General features: G+C 55.2%; 22 protein-coding genes. 16 read left to right on the forward strand and 6 right to left on the reverse strand.

Annotation, left to right across the window (positions count from 1 at the left end; translation table 11 throughout):
- Nucleotides 1-182: 182 nt before the first annotated feature.
- On the forward strand, nt 183-1,214 hold the full coding sequence (gene galE, locus AACY82_RS06055) for a UDP-glucose 4-epimerase GalE (protein ID WP_339615883.1): 1,032 nt from the start codon (nt 183-185) through the stop codon (nt 1,212-1,214).
- 15 nt (nt 1,215-1,229) lie between these two features.
- Here the strand turns inward: galE and AACY82_RS06060 are convergent, their stop codons facing one another.
- Genes AACY82_RS06060 through AACY82_RS06070 form a run of 3 tightly spaced genes read right to left on the reverse strand, consistent with a single transcriptional unit; the run spans nt 1,230 to nt 3,628 of the window.
- On the reverse strand, nt 1,230-2,606 hold the full coding sequence (locus tag AACY82_RS06060) for an ATP-binding protein (protein WP_339615884.1): 1,377 nt from the start codon (nt 2,604-2,606) through the stop codon (nt 1,230-1,232).
- A gap of 1 nt (nt 2,607) precedes the next feature.
- Complete coding sequence (locus AACY82_RS06065) at nt 2,608-3,300, reverse strand: response regulator transcription factor (protein ID WP_339615885.1); 693 nt, start codon at nt 3,298-3,300, stop codon at nt 2,608-2,610.
- Nucleotides 3,301-3,325: 25 nt separating this feature from the next.
- Entirely contained in the window at nt 3,326-3,628 is a 303-nt protein-coding gene (locus AACY82_RS06070; protein ID WP_339615886.1) for a PepSY domain-containing protein, read from the reverse strand.
- 345 nt (nt 3,629-3,973) lie between these two features.
- Between AACY82_RS06070 and AACY82_RS06075 the strand changes: the two genes are divergently transcribed.
- The 13 genes from AACY82_RS06075 to AACY82_RS06135 all read left to right on the forward strand — a co-directional run bounded on the left by AACY82_RS06075 (nt 3,974) and on the right by AACY82_RS06135 (nt 15,592).
- Nucleotides 3,974-5,239, forward strand: coding sequence for a glutamate-5-semialdehyde dehydrogenase (locus AACY82_RS06075; RefSeq protein ID WP_339615887.1), 1,266 nt, complete (start codon nt 3,974-3,976; stop codon nt 5,237-5,239).
- 36 nt (nt 5,240-5,275) lie between these two features.
- Complete coding sequence (gene nadD / locus AACY82_RS06080; protein ID WP_339615888.1) at nt 5,276-5,926, forward strand: nicotinate-nucleotide adenylyltransferase; 651 nt, start codon at nt 5,276-5,278, stop codon at nt 5,924-5,926.
- A gap of 57 nt (nt 5,927-5,983) precedes the next feature.
- A complete protein-coding gene (rsfS, locus tag AACY82_RS06085; RefSeq protein ID WP_339615889.1) occupies nt 5,984-6,325 on the forward strand; it encodes a ribosome silencing factor in 342 nt (113 codons plus the stop codon).
- A 9-nt stretch (nt 6,326-6,334) separates the two neighbouring features.
- Nucleotides 6,335-6,805: a 23S rRNA (pseudouridine(1915)-N(3))-methyltransferase RlmH gene (gene rlmH / locus AACY82_RS06090; protein WP_339615890.1), complete on the forward strand. Its 471-nt coding sequence runs from the start codon at nt 6,335-6,337 to the stop codon at nt 6,803-6,805.
- A 41-nt stretch (nt 6,806-6,846) separates the two neighbouring features.
- Nucleotides 6,847-8,709: a penicillin-binding protein 2 gene (gene mrdA, locus AACY82_RS06095; protein WP_339615891.1), complete on the forward strand. Its 1,863-nt coding sequence runs from the start codon at nt 6,847-6,849 to the stop codon at nt 8,707-8,709.
- A 2-nt stretch (nt 8,710-8,711) separates the two neighbouring features.
- Nucleotides 8,712-9,857, forward strand: coding sequence for a rod shape-determining protein RodA (gene rodA, locus AACY82_RS06100; protein ID WP_339615892.1), 1,146 nt, complete (start codon nt 8,712-8,714; stop codon nt 9,855-9,857).
- A gap of 54 nt (nt 9,858-9,911) precedes the next feature.
- Complete coding sequence (gene mltB / locus AACY82_RS06105) at nt 9,912-10,934, forward strand: lytic murein transglycosylase B (RefSeq protein WP_339615893.1); 1,023 nt, start codon at nt 9,912-9,914, stop codon at nt 10,932-10,934.
- Nucleotides 10,927-11,739 (forward strand): septal ring lytic transglycosylase RlpA family protein, encoded by an 813-nt coding sequence (locus AACY82_RS06110; RefSeq protein WP_339615894.1) that lies wholly within the window; start codon nt 10,927-10,929, stop codon nt 11,737-11,739. The genes mltB and AACY82_RS06110 overlap by 8 nt, the downstream gene beginning before the upstream one ends.
- An 81-nt stretch (nt 11,740-11,820) precedes the next feature.
- Nucleotides 11,821-12,969: a D-alanyl-D-alanine carboxypeptidase family protein gene (locus tag AACY82_RS06115; RefSeq protein WP_339615895.1), complete on the forward strand. Its 1,149-nt coding sequence runs from the start codon at nt 11,821-11,823 to the stop codon at nt 12,967-12,969.
- Nucleotides 12,970-13,067: 98 nt separating this feature from the next.
- Nucleotides 13,068-13,334: a DUF493 domain-containing protein gene (locus AACY82_RS06120; protein ID WP_339615896.1), complete on the forward strand. Its 267-nt coding sequence runs from the start codon at nt 13,068-13,070 to the stop codon at nt 13,332-13,334.
- The gene (gene lipB, locus AACY82_RS06125; RefSeq protein WP_339615897.1) at nt 13,331-13,981 is read left to right on the forward strand and encodes a lipoyl(octanoyl) transferase LipB; all 651 of its coding nucleotides are present in this window, start codon (nt 13,331-13,333) and stop codon (nt 13,979-13,981) included. Before AACY82_RS06120 ends, lipB begins: the two co-directional genes overlap by 4 nt.
- A 78-nt stretch (nt 13,982-14,059) precedes the next feature.
- A complete protein-coding gene (gene lipA, locus AACY82_RS06130) occupies nt 14,060-15,073 on the forward strand; it encodes a lipoyl synthase (RefSeq protein ID WP_339615898.1) in 1,014 nt (337 codons plus the stop codon).
- A 6-nt stretch (nt 15,074-15,079) separates the two neighbouring features.
- Complete coding sequence (locus tag AACY82_RS06135; RefSeq protein WP_339616070.1) at nt 15,080-15,592, forward strand: GNAT family N-acetyltransferase; 513 nt, start codon at nt 15,080-15,082, stop codon at nt 15,590-15,592.
- Here AACY82_RS06135 and AACY82_RS06140 read toward each other — a convergent pair.
- Nucleotides 15,561-16,271, reverse strand: coding sequence for a glycerophosphodiester phosphodiesterase (locus AACY82_RS06140; RefSeq protein WP_339615899.1), 711 nt, complete (start codon nt 16,269-16,271; stop codon nt 15,561-15,563). The two genes, AACY82_RS06135 and AACY82_RS06140, sit on opposite strands and share 32 nt — an antisense overlap.
- A 117-nt stretch (nt 16,272-16,388) precedes the next feature.
- On the opposite strand from AACY82_RS06140, the gene AACY82_RS06145 reads away from it, so the two are divergent.
- On the forward strand, nt 16,389-16,901 hold the full coding sequence (locus AACY82_RS06145; RefSeq protein WP_339615900.1) for a mechanosensitive ion channel family protein: 513 nt from the start codon (nt 16,389-16,391) through the stop codon (nt 16,899-16,901).
- A 208-nt stretch (nt 16,902-17,109) separates the two neighbouring features.
- Here AACY82_RS06145 and AACY82_RS06150 read toward each other — a convergent pair whose 3' ends face one another.
- On the reverse strand, nt 17,110-18,303 hold the full coding sequence (locus AACY82_RS06150; RefSeq protein WP_339615901.1) for an amino acid aminotransferase: 1,194 nt from the start codon (nt 18,301-18,303) through the stop codon (nt 17,110-17,112).
- A gap of 276 nt (nt 18,304-18,579) precedes the next feature.
- Complete coding sequence (locus AACY82_RS06155; RefSeq protein WP_339615902.1) at nt 18,580-18,858, reverse strand: YebG family protein; 279 nt, start codon at nt 18,856-18,858, stop codon at nt 18,580-18,582.
- Between the two features lie 154 nt (nt 18,859-19,012).
- Here AACY82_RS06155 and murJ point away from each other — a divergent pair, with 154 nt between their 5' ends.
- A complete protein-coding gene (gene murJ / locus AACY82_RS06160) occupies nt 19,013-20,617 on the forward strand; it encodes a murein biosynthesis integral membrane protein MurJ (protein ID WP_339615903.1) in 1,605 nt (534 codons plus the stop codon).
- Nucleotides 20,618-20,629 lie beyond the last annotated feature (12 nt).

Consider the following 20,629-nt stretch of genomic DNA (forward strand, 5'->3'; position numbering starts at 1 on the left):
GTATATGAATTTTAAGCAAGCCAGACAAAAAATCTGTTCCGCTTAACAGATATCACAGCGAGCATGAAGCTGTCGGGGCAAACTTCGGTTTGCCCCTTTTTTTGTCTGTACTTTTCCGCCTCCCTTGGTATTGGCAATATGCGATAATCCCGTCTCTATAGTAAGGCTAAGGAGTGCGGCTTATGTCCCCGCAGGATACAGAGGTGTTAGTGACCGGCGGCGCCGGCTACATAGGTAGCCATGTTTGTGTGGCGTTGATTGAAGCGGGCTTTACACCGGTGATTGTCGATAATTTTTGCAACAGCAAGCCGCTGGTGTTAGATCGCATTGCCGAGATAACCGGTGTGCGACCAGCGGTTTACGAGCTGGATATTAATGACAGTACTACTTTAGCGGATGTGTTTGCGCGGCATAATATTCAAGCTGTGATGCACTTTGCCGGTTTAAAAGCCGTGGGTGAGTCGACACAAATCCCCTTAGCGTATTACCGCGATAACGTCGCTGGCGCTTTAACCTTGTGCGAGGCGATGGCCGAGGCCGGGGTACGGAATTTAATTTTTAGCTCATCGGCAACCGTGTATGGCGATCCGGCCAGCGTACCTATCGACGAAAGCTTTCCCCGCAGTGCCACCAACCCATACGGCCGCAGTAAGTTAATGATCGAGCAAATGCTGGAGGATGTGGCCGCCGCTCCGGAGTCGGGCTGGAATATCTCGCTGTTGCGTTATTTTAACCCAGTGGGCGCGCACCAGAGCGGCCGTATCGGTGAAGACCCGTCGGGTATTCCTAATAATCTAGTGCCCTACGTGGCACAAGTAGCGGTGGGTAAGCGCCCGTTTTTGCAGGTGTTTGGCGATGATTACGCGACCCCCGATGGTACGGGCGTGCGCGATTATATTCATGTAGTGGATTTGGCGGCCGGTCATGTGGCAGCGTTAACTATATCGCTGCCGCTGGCGCCTGGCTGTCGCGCTTATAACCTAGGTACCGGTATTGGCTGCTCGGTATTAGAGGTATTGCGCGCGTTTGAGCAGGCATGCGGCAAAACCCTTGCCTATAAAGTATTGCCCCGCCGCCCGGGGGATATTGCACAGTGTTATGCCGATCCGGCATTTGCCTGCGAGGCGCTTGGCTGGCGTGCCGAGCGAGACTTAGCGCAGATGATGCAGGACAGTTGGCGTTGGCAGAGTAATAACCCCGACGGCTACGTTTAACATTAGTACTGCCCGTTAGGGTGATGGGGAGGCGAGTGTGGCGCCGGGTAGTGCCAGTTCAAAGCGGGCGCCGCCCAACGGTGAGTGGCCGATAGTCAACTTGCCCCCATAGTTGCAAGCGATGTCGGCGCACACCGCCAGCCCGATACCTTGGCCGGGCATAGCGGTGTCAAGTCGCTTGCCGCGCTCCATCGAGCTGTTGCGCATAGTGTCGGTGATGCCCGGGCCGTTGTCGTCCACTTGCATGGTAAGTAATTGATCACTTAGGTGCGCGGTCACGGTTACTGTGCCGTCGCCGTACTTGCATGCGTTGTCCAATAAGTTGCCGGCCAACTCCATTAAGTCTTCCTCGTCGCCGATAAACGCGATATCGGCGGGTACGTCGAGATTGATACTTAAACCTTTGTCCCGGTAAATTTTCTTAAGCGAATCGACTAGGCGCTCAAGCGTTAGCCGTAGCGGTATTTGTGAGCCACTACCGGCGTGCTCGCTTACCGCTTTTTGCAGTTGGTACCGGACGACTTTTTCCATGCGTTCCACCTGTTGATTAACGTGTTGTTGATAGTCTTCCCTGTCGCTGGTGGCTTTGAGTACCGCCAGCGGTGTTTTTAGACTGTGGGCTAAATCATTAACCCGGTTGCGATAGCGCGCGCGCAGTTGGGTCTCACGCGATAATACTTCATTCAGCCTGTCGACCACTTGTTGAATCTCGCGCGGATAATGGCCTATAAGCGTTTGGCTGGCGCCGCTGCGCATTAAACCCAAAGACTGCGCCAAGCGGGCCAAAGGTGCAAGGGCCCAGCCGGTCAGTAGTACTTGAGTGGCGAGCAGCGCCAGCGCGACCAGCCCCAGTCCCTGCCATAGTTGGGTGCGGTAGGCGGCTAGGGCGAGCCGAAAGCTGTCGGTGTCGTGCAGTATGGCAAAACGGAATGGGTGAGTAATGCCGCGATCGTCTTCCCATAAAGTGTCAAATTGGGCAAAAAAGTAGTGATCGGTGCCGATCTTGCTGCGCCGAAAGTGCATTTGACCGGGGCGCCACTGAGGCGAAAAATCGGCAAAGCCCGGTGCGGGACTGAGTAGGCGGCTGGAGTTGGAGCGCCAGACTAGATGGCTGTGCGTGTTGTACACAAACGCGGCAATGCCTGAGGTGTTCTGCTCAAGGTCGGGCTCTATAAGTGTCTCGGGTAGCTCTAGGTGCACGCCGTTGTGGGTTGGGCTAAGCTCAGCCAGACTAAACAGTAAATAAAAGTAGCGCTCTAACCGCACTTGTTCGGCGGCCTCCAGGCTATTGCGGTAGGCGCGATCGAGCGCGACCCCGGCGATTATAAGCACCACTGGCAATACCAATAGCGAGCCAATCAGCAGCCGAGCCTTAAGGGTGGCGCGTGCCACGTTAAGGCTCTCGGCTTGAGTTGGGGGTTAGGTTAAAGCGATACCCCAAACCACGCAGAGTGCTGATGGGGGTGAGGCTGCCGTCGGGGTCGAGCTTTTTGCGCAGCCGCCCAATAAATACCTCGATGACGTTGCTGTCGCGGTCGTAATCTTGCGCGTAAAGGTGTTCGGTGAGCTCGGTTTTGGACAGCGTTTTTCCGGCGTTGAGCGCTAAATACAGTAAGGTGTTGTACTCGTAACTGGTGAGCTCGATGGGCCGCTCTTCGAGGGCGACGGTTTTGGCATCGGTGTCGATACTTAAAGGGCCAAACGCCAACCGGTTTTGCGCGGCGCCGTGAGCGCGGCGCAATAATGCTTGTACTCGTGCGCGCAGCTCCTCGGGGTGAAACGGCTTGGTAAGGTAATCATCGGCGCCGGCCTCAAGCCCTTTGACTTTGTCCTGCCACGCGTCGCGAGCGGTGAGTACCAAAACGGGCGCATCGCGGCCATTGGCACGCAACTGGGCGATTAGGCTAAGGCCGTCAATCTCGGGCAGGCCAAGGTCGATAATTGCCAAGTCATAATCGTATTCGCTGGCCATAAACAGGCCATCGCGGCCATCACTGGCGCCATCGACCGCGTAACCTTCCACGCTTAGCTGGCGGACCAGCTCAGTGCGCAGTGCGCTGTCATCCTCGACAATCAGTAAGCGCATAAAGCATCCCTTGTGGTTTGAGTGGTTATTGCAGTGGCCGGCCGTTGCCTGCGTCGATAAGCACCGAGTGGATGCGGCCGTTGCTTTGCAGTAGCTTGACTCGAAACGCCGCTCGCCCCTGTACGCTTACCTGTTTTACGTCGATCACTTTACCGCCGTATAGCTTGCTGGCAATTTGGCCTGCTTTGGCGGCGCTGATGGCACACTGGGCGCTGCCCGCGGCAACCGGGTTTGCAAGGTGGCCCGCTAGAGTGGGTGCGCCCGGCGCGGCGACGGCCATTGAAGTGGCGAGTAACAGGCCCGCGATAATGCAAATGAGTCGAATCATAGTCTGTGGTCAGCGCTGTGAGTGTGAAAGACCATTGTACTGTGCCTTAGCCTTAGTTCGAAAGCTCGCCAGGTGACGCTGGTGTGGTTGGTGGGCGCAATATTGGCTGGCATTATGAGTCCGAAGGCTAACGTAAATATTTAGCAGTACCCTAGAGTAGCCCGCTGAGCCTGAACCGGCGCTGAAAATAATGGGCTTGATGCGCTTTGGCGGCACTGGATACACACGTTTTTCTCGCGTCCGGTTTAAATATGCCCGCTTTTGTGGCAAAACCCGCAAAATACCTGTGTAAACAGGTATAATCGCCGCTATTTTCCCGCATATTTTAAAAGACAGGTTTACGGCATGTTGGATACGGTTTCGGTAGCAGAGTATATGACTCAGGTCGGGCGCGAAGCGCGCGCCGCCTCGCGGGCGCTGGTAGCGGCCAGCACCGGTGTTAAAAACGAAGCGCTGCAAGCAATGGCGCGTGAGCTTGATGCCGCGCGCGACACGCTTGCCACAGAAAACGCCAAAGATTTAGACGCCGGCCGCAAGAATGGTTTGGACGCAGCGTTGCTGGACCGCTTGGCGCTGAAGCCCGCCACGATTGATGGCATGATCGAAGGTTTGCGCCAAGTCGCGGCGCTGCCCGATCCCTGCGGTGAAATTACCGATATGAGCTACCGCCCCAGTGGTATCCAAGTGGGCAAAATGCGCGTGCCATTGGGCGTGGTGGGCATTATTTATGAGTCTCGCCCCAATGTGACCATCGATGCCGCGAGCTTGTGTCTTAAATCGGGTAATGCGGCTATTTTGCGTGGCGGCAGTGAGGCGATTCACTCCAATCGCGCAATTGCCGAGTGTATTGCCCGTGGCCTTAGGGCGGCGGGGTTGCCCGAGGCCTGCGTGCAAGTGGTACAAACCACCGATCGTGCGGCCGTGGGCGCGCTGATTACTATGCCGGAGTTTGTTGATGTGATTGTACCGCGCGGCGGCAAAGGCCTAATCGAGCGGATCTCCCGTGAGGCATCGGTGCCGGTCATCAAGCATTTAGACGGTATTTGCCATGTGTACATTGATGCCAAAGCCGACCTCGACAAAGCCTTTGCCATTGCGCTAAACGCCAAAACTCACCGCTACGGTGTGTGTAACGCGATGGAGACGCTATTGGTGGATGCGGCGGTAGCCGAGGCAATTTTGCCACGTCTGGCTGATGCCTACCGTGCCGAGGGCGTCGAGCTGCGCGGCTGTGAAAAAACCCGTGCGCTTGTTACCGCCAACGCCGCCTCCGACGAGGATTGGGCGACCGAATACTTGGCGCCGGTGCTGTCTATTAGAATCGTGGATTCGCTGGAAGAGGCGATGGATCATATCGCTCGTTACAGCTCGCAGCATACCGAATCTATCGTGACGGAAGATTACAGCCGCGGCCGGCGTTTTATTACCGAAGTGGATTCCAGCTCGGTCATGATCAACGCCTCGACCCGCTTTGCCGACGGCTTTGAGTACGGCTTGGGCGCCGAAATCGGTATCTCGACCGATAAAATTCACGCCCGGGGCCCAGTGGGGCTAGAAGGGTTAACCTCGCAAAAATGGATCGTTTTTGGCGATGGCCAGATTCGTCGTTAGGCCGGGGGACGCTAGCGGGTTGCGAGTTATTTTGCTGTGAGAAAAAAAGTCGCCATTTTTGGCGGTACCTTTAACCCGGTGCACAACGGCCATTTACGCTTGGCGCTGGATCTGGTGCAGCAGCTGGGGTTTGACGAGATGCGCCTGGTGCCTTGCCATATCCCAACGCACCGGGCTGATCCCGGGGTGGCCAGTGCTCGGCGCGCACAGATGGTGACGCTGGGTATTGCCGGCAACCCCAGTTTGCAAATGGACGACCGGGAGCTTGTGCGCGGTAGTGCGTCTTACTCGGTTGACACCTTGTCGCAGCTGCGCGCCGAACGCGGCGGCGAGTGCTCCCTGACGTTAGTGATGGGGCTGGATGCCTATTTGGGATTGCCCCAGTGGCACCGCTGGCGCGAGCTGTTGGAGTTTGCCCATTTGTTGGTGGTGAATCGTCCGGGGTATCAGTTGCCAGCGGGTGGCGAGCTGGCCGAGTTTGATCGCATCTACAGCGCCGGGGCCGAAGCGTTATCTGCCGCGCCTGCCGGGGTTGTGGTGCACCTTGATATACGGGCGCTGGATATCAGTGCCACTGAAATTCGCACACTTACGGCGGCGGGGTTGTCGACGCGCTTTTTATTGCCCGAGTCGGTGCGCCGCTATATTGCCGAGCAACAACTTTACGGAGCGCGAGACGACTGTTAAGTCGCGCGTTCCTTTTGGATTTACACACGCACTTTACGAAACATAAATAGGTAACCAATGTCAGACTCAATCAACGCCCTTATCTTGGAAGCTCTGGAAGATTTAAAAGCTCGCGATGTCGCCGAGGTAGATGTGCGTGACAAAAGCGATGTCATGGACACCATGATTATTGCCACGGGTACGTCAAATCGCCATATCCGCTCTATGGCTGTGCATGTGATCGAAGAGTCTAAAAAAGCCAATATGGCGCCGCTGGGGTCCGAGGGGTTAGAGGGCAGCGACTGGGTACTGGTGGACTATGGCGATACCGTGCTCCATGTGATGCTGCCCGAAGCGCGTGAGTTTTACGACCTTGAGAAGTTGTGGTCGGTATCGCCGGCAAACCGCACCGAAGACTAGGCCTAAGCCATGCGCATACGACTGATTGCCGTGGGCAGCAAAATGCCCGGCTGGGTACAAGAGGGCTATAACGAGTACGTTAAGCGCTTGCCGCGCGGCGATCTGGAGTTAGAGCTGGTCGAGCTACCCTTGGCCCCGCGCGGTAAAAATAGTGATATTCAGCGAGCCATGGAGCGGGAGTCGGACGCAATCCGCGCGGCTATTGGCAAAGGAGATCGGGTGGTTGCGCTGGATGTGAAAGGCAAAAGCTGGGGTACTGAGCAACTGGCCGAGCAACTAGCCGCTTGGCGTATGGATGGCCGCCATGTCAGTTTACTGATTGGCGGGCCCGATGGTTTAGCCCCTTCGGCACTGGCACTGGCCGAGCAGCGCTGGTCATTGTCGGCGTTAACTTTGCCGCATCCATTGGTACGGATTGTACTGGCCGAGCAGTTGTATCGGGCGTGGACGATTTTGCATAACCACCCTTATCACAAATAACACGAAGGCGCGTCGAGCGCTGGGTAGGATCTGACACCCCTATGTCCGAAGCGAGACACTTTAAAGATCACCACCGCGAGGCGCGTTTGTTTTTTGCGCGCACGTTGTTTGCCGGTGTGGTGATTGTGCTGCTGACGGGCATGTTGATTTTGCGTTTTTATTCGTTGCAAGTCGATCATCATGACGACTATGTCACTCAGTCCGATCGCAACCGCGTGCATGTCTTGCCTATCCCGCCTACCCGAGGGCTTATTTACGATCGCAATGGTAAGTTGCTGGCCGAAAACCGAGCCAGCTACACCTTGTCTATTGTCCACGAGCGGGTGCCCGATCTCGCCGAGACACTAGAGTTTCTCGCAACGCTGGTGGATATCAGCCCCAACGATATCGAAAAATTTAACGATCAGCTGCGTCAACGGCGCCGACCGTTTGATGCGGTGCCGCTGCGCTTTGGCTTAACCGAGGAAGAGCTGGCGCGACTGGCGGTTAATGAATTTCGCCTTGACGGGGTCGAGGTGCACGCGCAGCTGGTGCGTTACTACCCGGAAGGTGACCTGTTTGCCCACTCTATTGGTTACGTGGGCCGTATTAATGAAAACGAATTGTCGGGGTTTAGCTCCGAGGAGTATCAGCGCTATAGTGGCACGCACTCAATCGGTAAGATTGGCTTAGAGCGCTCGTACGAATCCGAGCTGTTGGGTGAGGTGGGCTACCAAAACGTAGAGACTAATGCTCGGGGTCGGGTGTTGCGTATTCTGGACAGCAGTGACCCTAAGCCTGGCAGTGATTTGACGCTGCACCTTGACTCCGAGCTGCAAAAAGAAGCCTTGGCCGCACTGGAGGGACACCGTGGTGCAGTGGTTGCCATCGATGTCGCGACTGGCGGTGTGTTAGCCGCCGTGAGTGCGCCGAGTTTTGATGCCAATTTATTTGTGACGGGTATTAGTTTTAAAGATTATCGTCAGCTCAATCAGTCTCGCGATTTACCCTTGTTTAATCGCTTTTTGCAGGGACAGTACCCACCGGGTTCCACCATCAAGCCGGTGGTAGCCATGGGCGGCTTGCACTACGACATTATTACCCCCGAGACAACGGTATACGATCCGGGCTATTACAAACTGAAAGGCAGCTCACGGCTGTATCGTGATTGGAAGCGTTGGGGGCACGGCGAAAAGGTCGATTTTAAGCAGGCCATTGCTGAGTCGTGCGATGTATATTTTTACGATCTCGGTTTTAATATGGGCATCGATAAAATGCACAGCTTTGGCTATCAGTTTGGATTGGGGCAAAAAACTGAGATCGACTTGCCCAATGAGCGCCGCGGCATTTGGCCTTCACGGGACTGGAAACGCGGTGCCCGTGGCGAACCGTGGTATCCGGGTGACAGTTTAAATGTGGCGATCGGTCAGGGCGATGTGTTGGCAACGCCGCTGCAACTGGCCTCTATGGTGGCCACGATTGCCCATCGCGGTGTGCGGTTGCGGCCGCAGTTGGTGGCCTCGGTGGGGGGCGAGCCGCGCCCGCCCATCGTCGATCAGAAAGTGGATGTGGAAGCCTCGGTCATGGAGCTCGGCGTCGAGGCAATGGCCGAGGTGGTGCACGGTCAGCACGGCACCGCGCGGCGAATCGCCGACGGTGCTAAATACCGTATGGCGGGAAAATCCGGTACCGCTCAGGTGGTGGCGATTGCACAAAACGCTGAGTACGATTCGGACGCCCTCAGTGAGCGCAACCGGGATCACGCTTTGTTTGTGGGGTTTGCGCCCTTGGAAAACCCTAAAATTGCGCTGGCGGTATTGTTAGAAAATGCCGAGTCAGGTTCTGGCGCGGCAGCACCAGTGATGCGACGGGTATTTGATGCGTGGCTGTTAGATGAAAACGGCGAGCTAAAGGAGTCACCCTAAGAGTGCCTAACCAAGACTTTCTTCGTCGCCTGCCCGAGTCTGATCGCGCCTTGCGCAAGCGCGACCGCTTGCAGCAGCGCCTACATGTCGATTTTTGGTTGCTATTATTGCTGCTCACCATTACCGCCGGCGGCTTGGTGGTGCTGTTTAGCGCCAGTGACCAGTCTCTGGCTACGCTCAAGCGCCAAGGTATTTATTTTGCGCTCGCTTATTTTGTCATGATTGTGGTGGCGCAAGTGCCTGTGCATTTTATGCGCCGCATGGCTCCCTGGGCCTATGCCGTAGGGGTGGTTTTATTGGTGTTGGTGGTGTTACACGGGGTTGGCGCTAAGGGCGCGCAGCGCTGGCTAAGTTTGGGCAGCTTTCGTTTTCAGCCCTCGGAAGTGATGAAGTTGGCAATGCCCATGACGATTGCCGCTTATCTTGGGCAACGACATTTGCCCCCGGTGTTTAAACATGTATTTTGGACCCTCGCGTTGGTGGCCGTGCCTACCGTACTTATTATTAAACAGCCGGACTTAGGCACCTCAATTTTGGTGGCCGCCTCAGGTTTGATGGTGCTGTTTTTTGCCGGTTTGTCGTGGCGCTACATACTTGCGGCGGTGACGGTTTTATTGGCGAGCCTGTGGCCGCTGTGGCATTTTGTCTTGCACGATTACCAAAAAAAACGTGTGCTGACACTGCTTAACCCCGAAGCTGACCGTTTGGGGGCGGGTTGGAATATCATTCAATCTAAAACCGCGATTGGCTCTGGTGGCGTGCCGGGTAAAGGCTGGCTGCACGGCACGCAATCGCACCTCGATTTTTTGCCGGAAGGGCACACTGATTTTATTATCGCGGTATTGGCGGAAGAGTTTGGCCTGATTGGCGTGCTGGTGTTGCTGGCCCTTTATATTTTGGTCGTGCTGCGCGGCATGTTGATTGCTGTGCGTGCGCAAGACAGCTTTGGTCGCTTATTAGCGGCCAGTATTACGTTGACCTTTTTTGTCTATGTGTTCGTTAATATCGGTATGGTGTCCGGTTTGTTGCCGGTGGTGGGTGTTCCCCTGCCGCTAGTAAGTCAGGGGGGGACCTCAATTGTGACTTTGCTGGCGGGTTTTGGGATTTTAATGGCGATTGCCACCGAGCCGCGCAAGGTAATCCGTTAGCTATGGCGGGCGAATACCGTGTTTGTTTATCTATAGAGCTTGTCAGGAGGCACTTTGCTGTTTACTCGTTGTAGGTCGGTTGCCCGTGTCTGGCACTGGTGGTTGCCGGTGTTGTTGTTAGCAAGTGCTGCCCGCGCGGATTACACGCAGAGCCCAGAGGCGCAAGTGTTTATCGAGCGTATGGTGAGTGAGCACAATTTTACGCGCGAGTCGCTACAGGCGTTATTTGCGCAAGCCGAGAAGCGCCAACCGATTCTCGATGCGATATCCCGACCGGCCGAAAAAACCAAAAGCTGGGCCGACTACCGCAAAATTTTTATTAAAGAGGCGCGCATTGAAGGTGGCGTAACCTTTTGGCGCGATAACGCCGAGGCGTTGGCTCGTGCTGAGCAAGAGTTTGGCGTACCGGCGGAGTATATTGTTGCCATTATTGGTGTCGAAACATTGTATGGGCGCATTACTGGCAACTACCGGGTGATGGATGCCCTGAGCACCCTGGCGTTTAACTACCCGCCGCGCAGTGAGTTTTTTACCCGCGAGCTTGAGCAGTACCTGTTGCTCACCCGTGAGCATCAGCAAGACCCCTTGGCCCATAAGGGGTCTTATGCCGGGGCAATGGGTTTTGGGCAGTTTATGCCTTCCAGTTACCGTCACTACGCAGTGGATTTTGACGGCGATGACTTACCGGATATTTGGGAGAACTTAACCGACGCTATTGGCAGCGTGGCAAATTATTTTAAAAGTCATGGCTGGCAGCGCGGTGAGCTTGTGACGCTGCGCGCGCGCCCTGACGATACGTTAGATAGCGCTATCGTGTTTAACCAAATCGTGCCGCCCGAGCGTACCATTGGGCAATGGCGCGAGGCAGGTCTGCAACCTATTCGTCATGTTCCCTCTGAGGTGAAAGCGCTGGCGGTTAAGCTCGATGGCTCATTGGGCGATGAATACTGGTTGGGGTTTAACAATTTTTACGTCATTACGCGTTACAACCGCAGCCATATGTACGCCATGGCGGTGCACCAGTTGGCCGAGGCAATTGCGCGGGCGCACCGCGAGAGTGGAGGTGCGCGTGAATAAAGTATGGTGGTTGGCTTTAGCTGTTGTGATCTTAGCGGGCTGCTCCAGTAACAGCAGTAAACCCCCGAGCCGCTATCATATCGATCAGGATGTCGGGCCGGACCGTGAAGTGGATTTATCCCATGTCCCCGATGCCGTGCCGAAGGTGGAGCCCCGCACTCGCGCCGGCAACAAAAACCCGTATACCGTATTGGGCAAAACCTATTACCTAATTGAGGATGAGTCCAGTTATAAAGAGCGTGGCAACGCCTCCTGGTATGGTAAAAAGTTTCATGGGCACAAAACCTCCAATGGTGAAACCTACGATATGTACGCCATGACGGCCGCCCATAAAACTCTGCCGATTCCGTCCTATGTGCGGGTTACCCACCTAAAAAACGGCCGCAGTGTGGTGGTGCGGGTCAATGACCGCGGCCCGTTTCATCAGGGGCGTATTATCGATTTAAGCTACGCTGCCGCGCAGCGCCTGGGAATTTCTAAAACCGGCACCGGACCGGTTGAGGTAGAGATTATTGTGCCGGGTGATACGCCACCGCCACCTCTGAAGCCCGATGATCGCCCCGCGAGTCACGCCGATGGTTTTTACCTGCAGGTGGGGGCGTTTTCCAGCGCGGCGAGCGCCAAGCGCTTGCGCGATAAAGTGGCGTCGTCGATGAATTCTCGGGTGTTTATCAGTGAGTTTAACGCGGCCAAACCCTTGTATCGGGTGCGTATTGGCCCGCTAACTGATGAGCAGGAGGTCAATCGTGTGCGCGAGCAGCTTCCGGCGGTGGGTGTTTACAACAGCCACCTTGTGAAAGATTGAGCAAAGCTGCCGTCCACGGTGTCTTTGCGTTACACTTTACCAACCCTTTGCCTGACTAACTGACTTAAAGACTGGATATTCATGTTTGCCAAAACTTTAGCCGCTTGCGGCCTATTTACCCTCGCTCTTGTTGCTAATGCTCAGCAGGTGTTAATCCCTGCGCCGCCGCAATTGGCCTCCTCCGCTTATTTATTGCTGGACGCCGATACCGGTAAGGTTATTGTTGAAGAAAACGCCGACGAGCAGCTGCCGCCGGCGAGCTTAACTAAGATGATGACCAGTTACATTGTGACCTCGGAGCTAGAAAATCAGCGGATTAGTGAAGAGGATCTGGTCAATATTAGCGTGGCTGCCTGGAAGATGGGCGGCTCGAAAATGTTTGTTCGTGAAGGCACCCAAGTGTCAGTGATCGACTTACTGCGCGGTGTTATCGTGCAATCGGGTAACGATGCCAGTGTGGCATTGGCGGAGCATATCGCCGGTGGTGAAGACGCGTTTGCCGATGTGATGAACCAGACGGCCAGCTTGCTGGGCATGACGAACAGCCACTTTGTGAATGCCACCGGCTGGCCTGCCGAAGGGCACCTGACGACGGCGCGGGATTTATCCCTGTTGGCGCGGGCGATTATCAAGGATCACCCGCAGTATTACGATTTGTATAAAGAAAAGTACTTTTCTTACAACGGTATTAACCAGCCTAACCGCAATCGCCTGCTGTTTCGCGACGACTCGGTCGATGGTTTGAAAACCGGCCATACCGAGGCCGCCGGTTATTGCTTGGTCGCGTCGGCCAAGCGTGGCGACACCCGTTTGATTTCGGTCGTGATGGGTACTGCGAGTGAGGACGCCCGCGCGGCTGAGACGCAAAAGCTGTTGGCGTATGGTTTTCGCTACTTTGAGAACCAGACACTGTATAGCGCGGGTGACGTAATTGAAAACGCCCGCATTTGGTACGGCGAGGCCGACCAGCTGGCGCTTACCTTGGCCGAAGACGTGATGCAGACCATTCCCCGGGGGAGTCGCGGCAGTATTGAAGTTGCGCTGCAATTGCCCGATACACTTAAAGCGCCCATTAAGAAAGGTGAACAAGTGGGAACCTTAACGCTGACCTTGAACGGTGAGACGTTGGCCGAAGTGCCCGCAGTAGCTCAAGCCGCTGTACCTGAGGCGGGTTTTTTCGCTCGAATTGTTGACGCTATTAAGTTGTTTATCTCCGACTTGCTGAGCTAGAAGCTTATTGAGTTAACCGCATTGTGTCTGACGGCTGCAGCTGTCAGGCACAATGTTTGTTACAATTGCCCGCTGTTGCCATAGCGAGGTCTCAATCCGTGCAAGAACCCCCCAAAATTGAATTTCCCTGTCCCGGTTACCCCATCAAAGTGTTAGGTGAGGCGGGCGACACCTTGTACTCGTTGGTTATGGAGGTGATGGATGAGCACGCCCCGGGCTTTGATCGCGAGCGCACCACTGTTAAAGACAGTGGAAAAGGTCGCTTTCAGTCAGTAACGGTATATATCACCGCCACGGGTGTCGAGCAGCTTGAAACAATTCACCAGGCCCTGCGAGCAAACCCCGTTACCAAAGTTGTCCTGTGACCGCTGAAGTTGATCAACTAGAGGTTCATGATCTGGACCGGCGCGATTACCTGAGCGTTTGGCACGAGATGTCGGCGTTTACCAGCAACCGTGGGCCGGACACTAGGGATCAGCTTTGGTTAGTAGAGCACGCACCGGTTTTTACTCAGGGGCAGGCGGGAAAGCCCGAGCATCTGTTGGCGCTGGAGGGAATTGAGCTGGTACAGAGCGACCGCGGTGGCCAGGTGACTTATCACGGTCCGGGCCAGTTAGTGGCGTATCCACTATTGGACTTGCGTCGTCGCAAGCTGGGTGTCCGTGAATTGGTCACTTTGATCGAGCAAATTATTGTCGCGGTGTTAGCTCGTTTTGCGATAGATGCGTACGCGCGACCGGATGCCCCGGGGGTTTACGTCGACGGCGCCAAAATAGCCTCTTTGGGTTTGAGGGTCAGGCGCGGCTGTAGTTTTCATGGTTTGGCGCTGAATGTAGCCATGGACTTAGCGCCGTTTGAGCAGATCAACCCCTGCGGTTACGCTGGGCTGCAAATGACCGACATGGTCAGCCTAGGCGCCAGTTCCTGCACCATGGCGGCGGTTAAATCGGCGCTTGTCGATGAGTTTGTACAGAAATTGGGCTATAAAACCGCTATAATGCCTGCCCTTTAATGGTTGGCGCCCTGTGTCAGGTGCGTACACGCCTAACAATCTTTGCATCAACGGCCATTGGCCCGAAAGAGTTTGACTATGACGATTGAAATACCCGATATCCAGCCTGTAAAACGCACACGCCGCTACAAGCAAGGCGAGAAGCTGCGTGACGCGGACAAAGTTGAACGGATTCCGGTAAAAGTCATCGCCTCCGACGCAGTCGAAGTGCCGCGTAAACCCGACTGGATTCGGGTCCGTGTGCCGGCCTCGCCAGAGGTTGATCGCATTAAAAAATTGCTGCGCAAAAATGGCTTGTCGTCGGTGTGCGAAGAGGCCAACTGCCCCAACCTGGGTGAGTGCTTTAGTGGCGGTACCGCCACCTTTATGATTATGGGGGATATTTGCACACGCCGCTGTCCGTTTTGCGATGTGGGCCACGGTAAGCCAAATGCGCTGGATGCCAATGAGCCGATTAAGTTGGCCGAGGCGATTGCCGAGTTGCGGTTAAAATACGTCGTAATCACTTCGGTGGATCGTGATGATTTGCGCGACGGTGGTGCCGGGCATTTTGCCGATTGTATTCGCGAATCCCGCCAGCGCTTGCCTAATTTGCAGGTAGAAATTCTGACCCCGGATTTTCGTGGGCGCATGGAGCCGGCGCTGGATATTTTAGAGCGCGAGGCCCCCGATGTGTTTAACCACAACCTCGAAACTGTGCCACGCCTGTATCGCCAGTCGCGCCCTGGTGCTAACTACGAGTGGAGCCTTAAGCTGTTATCGGAGTATAAAAAGCGTCGCCCGGATGTTTTGACTAAATCTGGTCTGATGGTGGGCTTGGGCGAGACCAAAGAGGAGATTTTTCAGGTAATGCGCGATATGCGCGAGCACAATATTGATATGCTCACCATTGGCCAGTACTTACAGCCTTCAAAAGATCATTTGCCGGTCGATCGCTACGTGCACCCAGATGAGTTTGATGAGTATACGGCGCTCGCTAAAGAGCTAGGCTTTACCCGCGCTGCCTGTGGCCCGCTGGTGCGCTCCAGTTATCATGCGGATAAACAAGTGCAGGGTGACGACGTCCAGCAGTGGTCTGGCGTCACACACTAATTGCAGGTGGAGCGCGAGCTTGCTTGGCACCGGGTAAGTCTTGCGAGTTGCCCGGACTACCTGGATCAGGTGGCGATATGGCATCATCGCGAGTGTTTACGCCAAGGGCTGCAAAGCCATCAAAATAAGCGCCGTGAGCGTTTGCTGCAGCATTTGATCGGTTGCGCTTGTGTACCGCAAACATGGCTGGCACTTGAGCCGGGCAGTGGTGATTTAATCGGCTGTGTCAGCGTGGTGAGCTATCATTTAGGTGCTCGCCCTGGCACCCCCCAGGCAGATACCCCTTTGTGGTTGAGTAATCTTTTTGTCGCTCCTGAATGGCGCCGGCAGGGTGTCGCCAGCGGTTTAATTGAGGGGGTTCGGCAGTTCTCCCGCGAGCTGGGCATGACAGGTTTGTGGTTGACGGCTACTGACCAATCGGAGTTTTATCGACGCCGGGGTTGGCAATTAGTGCGCCGAGCTAAGCTCGGTGGGCGTTGGGTTAATGTTATGACTCACGCGCTCGGCGATACGCCATAAAATCATCGACATGGTCGGTAAAAACCGCATCCGCGCCTATATCTTCTAGCCTTTGCCACTCATCTGGGTGGTTGGCGGTATAAACCCAATGTTTAAATCCTCGGCGGTGAATATCCTCACTGAATGCTCGACTGCAAGCTTCTTGCGCCGTGTTGCAGGAGTAAGCCGCCAGCGATGTCGCGCAAGCGGCGTAATCAAGAGGCTCGCTGGCGAGCAAAACTCCACGTTTAAGGCTGGGCAGTAGACGCTTGGCTCGAAACAGTTCGTGATGATTAAAGCTTGATAAAATAATGTGCTCTAGGCTTCCGCCGGTCGTTGCACGTTGCTCTTGTAGGGTTTTGATGACGGCATCGGCGGCATTGGCATTTTTAATTTCGATGTTCAATAAACATTGCTCACCGACGAGCTCGAGAACTTGTTGCAGCGTTGGTAACGGCTCGCCGTTATCCAGCCGGGCATTGTCGAGCTGCTCTCGGCTACAGCTCCATAGTGCGCCGCTGCCGCTGGCAACCCGGCCCAAGCGGTGGTCGTGAGTAATGTATAGCTTATTTTGTAAGTGCCATACATCTACCTCAATACCGCTGCAGCCGCTGTTAAGTGCACGGGTAATTGCGGCAAGTGAGTTTTCGGGTAAATCATTGCCGGGGCCGCCGCGGTGGGCGATACACAGTAGGGACATAACGGTTTAATCCTGTTGTTGCGTGACGGGCAATAGCCTAGCATAGCCGCCTGCCTACCTTGGTGGCGTTTAGCTTGTACAGTATTCAAATTTACCTGAGTTGGAAAGGAGTGTGGCGTGTTAAAAGTGTTGCTGCTAAGTGGCTGTATAGTGGTTTTTTTGTTGTTGGCGCGGTTAGTGGATCGAGTGGTGCGGGATCTCGCCATTAAACGCTCGGTCAGCTTGTATCGTGTGGAGTACATCAACAAAGTCACGCATTTTGCGCTGCTGTTCTGCGCCATTGTGGTTATCTGCTTGGTACTGGGGTTAGGTTATGGCGATGTCACGCTGTTTTTGTCGTCGATCTTTGCTGTTGTGGGGATTGCGCTGTTTGCCCAGTGGTCCATATTAAGCAATATCACCGCCAGTGTGATTATCTTTTTTGGTTTTCCCTACCGAGTGGGCGATCGCATTCAAGTGCTTGATCCGGACTTTAAAATGACCGGTGTTATCAGCGAGATCACCATGTTTCACGTCATTATCCGGTTAGATGATGGCAACACCGTTACTTACCCTAACTCGGTGATGTTACAGCGGGCAGTGTTAAAAGTGGATAGCGCAACGCCTTTGCCGCCGCCGGAAGAGGGGTAAACCTTTACCTCGCGCGTTTGCGGTTAACGTTCTAGATGGCTGCACCACGGGTGCAGTCTTTGATGGTAGCGCTCAGGTAAGTAAAGGCGGCGCCGCTGCAGGTCGGGTGCCGCCGGTGCAAACGGTAGTTTATATCTCGGACGTTATTGTCGCTTAGCTGGTGTGATTGGCTCGGCAGGCGCCTCACCCTTCCCGGCTGCCAAGAGCGCTAGCTTAACACTTGTCCGATAGACCGGCTTACATAGTCGAGGTTGGCGCTGTTAACGCCGGCAATGTTTACGCGGCTGTTATCGGTCATATACACGCTAAACTCATTTTTTAAGCGAGTCACTTGCGCGGTACTTAACCCTAAAAAGCTGAACATGCCTCGTTGCTGGGCAATAAAGCTAAAGTCCATTTGCTGTTGGGTGCTATTGAGTGCGCCCACCAGTTGTTCGCGCAAGCCACTGATGCGCTCGCGCATATCGGTTAGCTCCTGTAGCCATAGGGCATGCAAACTTTCACTGTGATAAATAATGTCAACCAGCGAGCTGCCGTGGGCCGGTGGCATCGAGTATAGGCCGCGGGTGATACTCAGTATCTGGCTCAGGCTGGCCGCCGCCCCGGTGGCGGAAGGCGCAACAATGCTGAGGCTGCCGGTGCGCTCGCGGTAAAGTCCCAAGTTTTTTGAGAAAGACGTGGCAAGGATCAGCTCAGGCAGCTGGTCGGCCATGAGTCGCACGCCGTAAGCGTCCTCGACGATGCCGTCGCCAAAACCTTGGTAAGCCATATCGATAAATGGCGTAAAGCCGCGCTCGGCGGCAAGCTCGGTAATTTGTTGCCACTGGTTAGGGGTTAAATCAGCCCCACTCGGGTTGTGGCAGCAGGCGTGCAGCAGGACTAAATCATCTTTGCCGGCTTGCTGTAAGGCCTCCAACATTGCGTCAAAATCGATGGCTTGCCGGTTAAAATCGTAATAAGGGTATTCTTTTAAGGTGATTCCGGCGCTGCTCAATAATGGAACATGGTTGCCCCATGTCGGGTTGCTGACCCAAATGGTGGCGTTGGGCTTGGCTTTGGCAATAAGCTCGGCAGCGGCCCGCAGGGCGCCGCAGCCGCCAGGGGTTTGAATGGTGGCTACCCGTTGATCGCGAACCACCGCATGCTGCTCGCCAAAAGCCAGCGCTGCGGCTGCGCGGTTGGCTCCTGGCACGCCGGCCGGTGGCGTATAGACCTTGCTGGACTCGTTTTGGTAGAGCTCGGCTTCAGCCTGCTTCACACAGGCTAAAATTGGAGTGTTTCCCTGTTCGGTTTTGTACACGCCAACCCCTAGGTCGACTTTGTCTGGGTTGGTATCGGCGTGGTAGGCGGCACTTAAGCCTAAAATAGGGTCGGCAGGCAGTAGTGGCAGCTCGGTGAGCATAGGGGCTCCTTGTGTAGGCAGTGGCAGCAAAAGATATGTGGCGTGGATAATAGCGCAAAATAACCGAGGGCGCAGAGTGGGGCAGTGGTTAGGTGGGGTTAAAAAAACCGCCGCACCGTTGAGGGAATGCGGCGGTCAAGCAAGCGACAGTACGTTGTGGAAGCGGTGTACTGCCGCGACATGCCTGTTAGTGGCAACAGGCCTAGTGCTGTGTGGAATGGCGACCCGTGGAGGAGTCGCCCAGCACTGTGGTGAGCATTGTCGCGCGGCCGGCTTTTACTGATTGGCAGCCAGTGGTGTTACGCTATCTTCCGGCGTCTCTTCTAGCAGCAGCTCGGGCTTGCCTTTACAGGCGCGGGCCAGCACGTCACTCTTGCCAGCCAGCAGCATGCCAATGGCTTCGCTGTGCTCTTCGCTAATACCTTTAACCGAGGTTTCGATCAGTTCGGTAATATTAGCGGCCAGTTCGAGCATTTTGTCGTGGGCTTCGGCGGCTTTTTTATCATCAAACATCTTTCCATCCCGGTCACATTTCCAAACGGCGACTACAGCCATGATTAATCTCCATTGCGATACTGTTTGAATGTACAGTATTTCTTTGCGGTGCCAATGTCAAGCGAATGGCTTCCGGGTGGGTGATTTGCCCTGTTCATTTGCCGATGGGCTAGCGATAATGGCGCACGATATTGATGCTATAAGTGAGTGAAGTGTGACAGAAACGCCGGAGCCTAAAACAGCGGAAAGTGCGGTTGCCCGCCCGGGTTTGCTGCGCTCTAGCAGTAAAGTAGGGGTTATGACGATGGCCTCGCGGGTGCTGGGGCTGTTGCGCGATGTGGTGTTCGCTCACACTATCGGCGCCGGCGGTGGCGCCGATGCGTTTTTTGTCGCTTTTAAAATCCCAAATTTTATGCGCCGATTATTTGCTGAAGGGGCATTTGCTCAGGCGTTTGTGCCGGTGTTGTCGGAGTATCGCTCGCAGGGCACACTGGCGGCGGTAAAAGCGCTGATTGATCGCGTTGCGGGCGGCTTGGGGTTGGTTTTGCTGCTGGTAACTGCGCTGGCGGTTCTGGGCGCGCCACTGGTAGCAACGGTGTTTGCCCCCGGCTTTCACTCTGATCCAACGCAGTTTGCACTCGCCACCGATATGATTCGGATTACTTTTCCCTACCTGATGTTGATCTCGCTAACAGGGCTTACTGGCGCGATTCTTAACAGCTACGACCAGTTTGCGGTACCGGCGTTTACCCCCGTGTTGCTGAATGTGTGTTTGATTGTGGCGGCGTTGTTGGCGGCGCCGCACTTTAACCCACCCGCGCTGGGGTTGGCCTGGGGGGTATTGGCGGCTGGTGTCGTGCAGCTTGTGTTTCAGTTGCCGTTTTTGGCGCGCTTGCAGCTACTGCCTTCGCCGAAGCTGGATTGGGCGGACCCGGGGGTAAAGCGTATTTTAGCGTTGATGGTGCCAGCATTGTTTGGGGTGTCAGTCAGTCAGATCAATCTAATGCTCGATACGATTATCGCGTCTTTGCTGCCCGGAGGCAGTATCTCTTGGTTGTATTACTCCGAGCGCTTGGCCGATTTGCCACTAGGGGTGTTCGCAATTGCCATTGCGACTGTGATTTTGCCCAATTTGTCGCGCCAGCACGCCGCTCGCGACCCGGGCAGCTTTGCTCACACACTCGACTGGGCGCTGCGGTTGATCTGTTTGATCGCTCTGCCAGCCATTGTCGCGTTGGTGATTCTGGCCGAGCCGATATTGGTCACTTTGTTTCAGTATGGCGCGACGAGCGCCGCCGATACCGCTATGGCGGCGCTTAGCTTGCGCGCTTACGCATTGGGGCTGTTGGCCTTTATGCTCATTAAGGTACTAGCGCCGGGTTTTTACGCGCGCCAAGACATGAAAACACCGGTGCGTATCGGCATTATTGCTATGGCGGTGAATATGGTGTTGAACATCGCCTTTGTGTTGCCGCTGCACTTTTATTGGCAGATCGGCCACGTGGGCTTGGCGTTGGCGACGTCGCTGGCCGCGTACGTCAACAGCTTTTTACTGTACCGTGGTTTGCGAAAATTAGGTGTCTATTGGCGCCATCAGGGGTGGCCGGCGCTTGGGCTGCAAATGGCGTGTGCTAATGTTGCTATGGCCGTGGTGCTGGTGGCGCTAATGCTCGTTTGGGGTGACTGGGAGGTTTGGTCGGCTGGGCAGCGAATTTGGCACCTAGCGCTGGTGTGTGCTGCGGGGGCCATCGTCTACCTAGCCGGGTTGTTGTTGACGGGTTTTAAACCGTCGAATTTGCGCCACGTCTCGCGCCACTAAGGTTGCTGCTGT

The organism is uncultured Gilvimarinus sp. (genome assembly GCF_963972205.1).
Lineage (GTDB): Bacteria > Pseudomonadota > Gammaproteobacteria > Pseudomonadales > Cellvibrionaceae > Gilvimarinus > Gilvimarinus japonicus.

Bases quoted from the DNA above. Each gene is read 5' to 3' on its own strand.
- galE (WP_339615883.1), top strand. From the start codon at position 183: ATGTCCCCGCAGGATACAGAGGTGTTAGTGACCGGCGGCGCCGGCTAC.
- AACY82_RS06065 (WP_339615885.1), bottom strand. From the start codon at position 3,300: ATGCGCTTACTGATTGTCGAGGATGACAGCGCACTGCGCACTGAGCTG.
- AACY82_RS06070 (WP_339615886.1), bottom strand. From the start codon at position 3,628: ATGATTCGACTCATTTGCATTATCGCGGGCCTGTTACTCGCCACTTCA.
- AACY82_RS06075 (WP_339615887.1), top strand. From the start codon at position 3,974: ATGTTGGATACGGTTTCGGTAGCAGAGTATATGACTCAGGTCGGGCGC.
- rsfS (WP_339615889.1), top strand. From the start codon at position 5,984: ATGTCAGACTCAATCAACGCCCTTATCTTGGAAGCTCTGGAAGATTTA.
- rlmH (WP_339615890.1), top strand. From the start codon at position 6,335: ATGCGCATACGACTGATTGCCGTGGGCAGCAAAATGCCCGGCTGGGTA.
- mrdA (WP_339615891.1), top strand. From the start codon at position 6,847: ATGTCCGAAGCGAGACACTTTAAAGATCACCACCGCGAGGCGCGTTTG.
- AACY82_RS06115 (WP_339615895.1), top strand. From the start codon at position 11,821: ATGTTTGCCAAAACTTTAGCCGCTTGCGGCCTATTTACCCTCGCTCTT.
- lipA (WP_339615898.1), top strand. From the start codon at position 14,060: ATGACGATTGAAATACCCGATATCCAGCCTGTAAAACGCACACGCCGC.
- AACY82_RS06140 (WP_339615899.1), bottom strand. From the start codon at position 16,271: ATGTCCCTACTGTGTATCGCCCACCGCGGCGGCCCCGGCAATGATTTA.
- AACY82_RS06150 (WP_339615901.1), bottom strand. From the start codon at position 18,303: ATGCTCACCGAGCTGCCACTACTGCCTGCCGACCCTATTTTAGGCTTA.
- AACY82_RS06155 (WP_339615902.1), bottom strand. From the start codon at position 18,858: ATGGCTGTAGTCGCCGTTTGGAAATGTGACCGGGATGGAAAGATGTTT.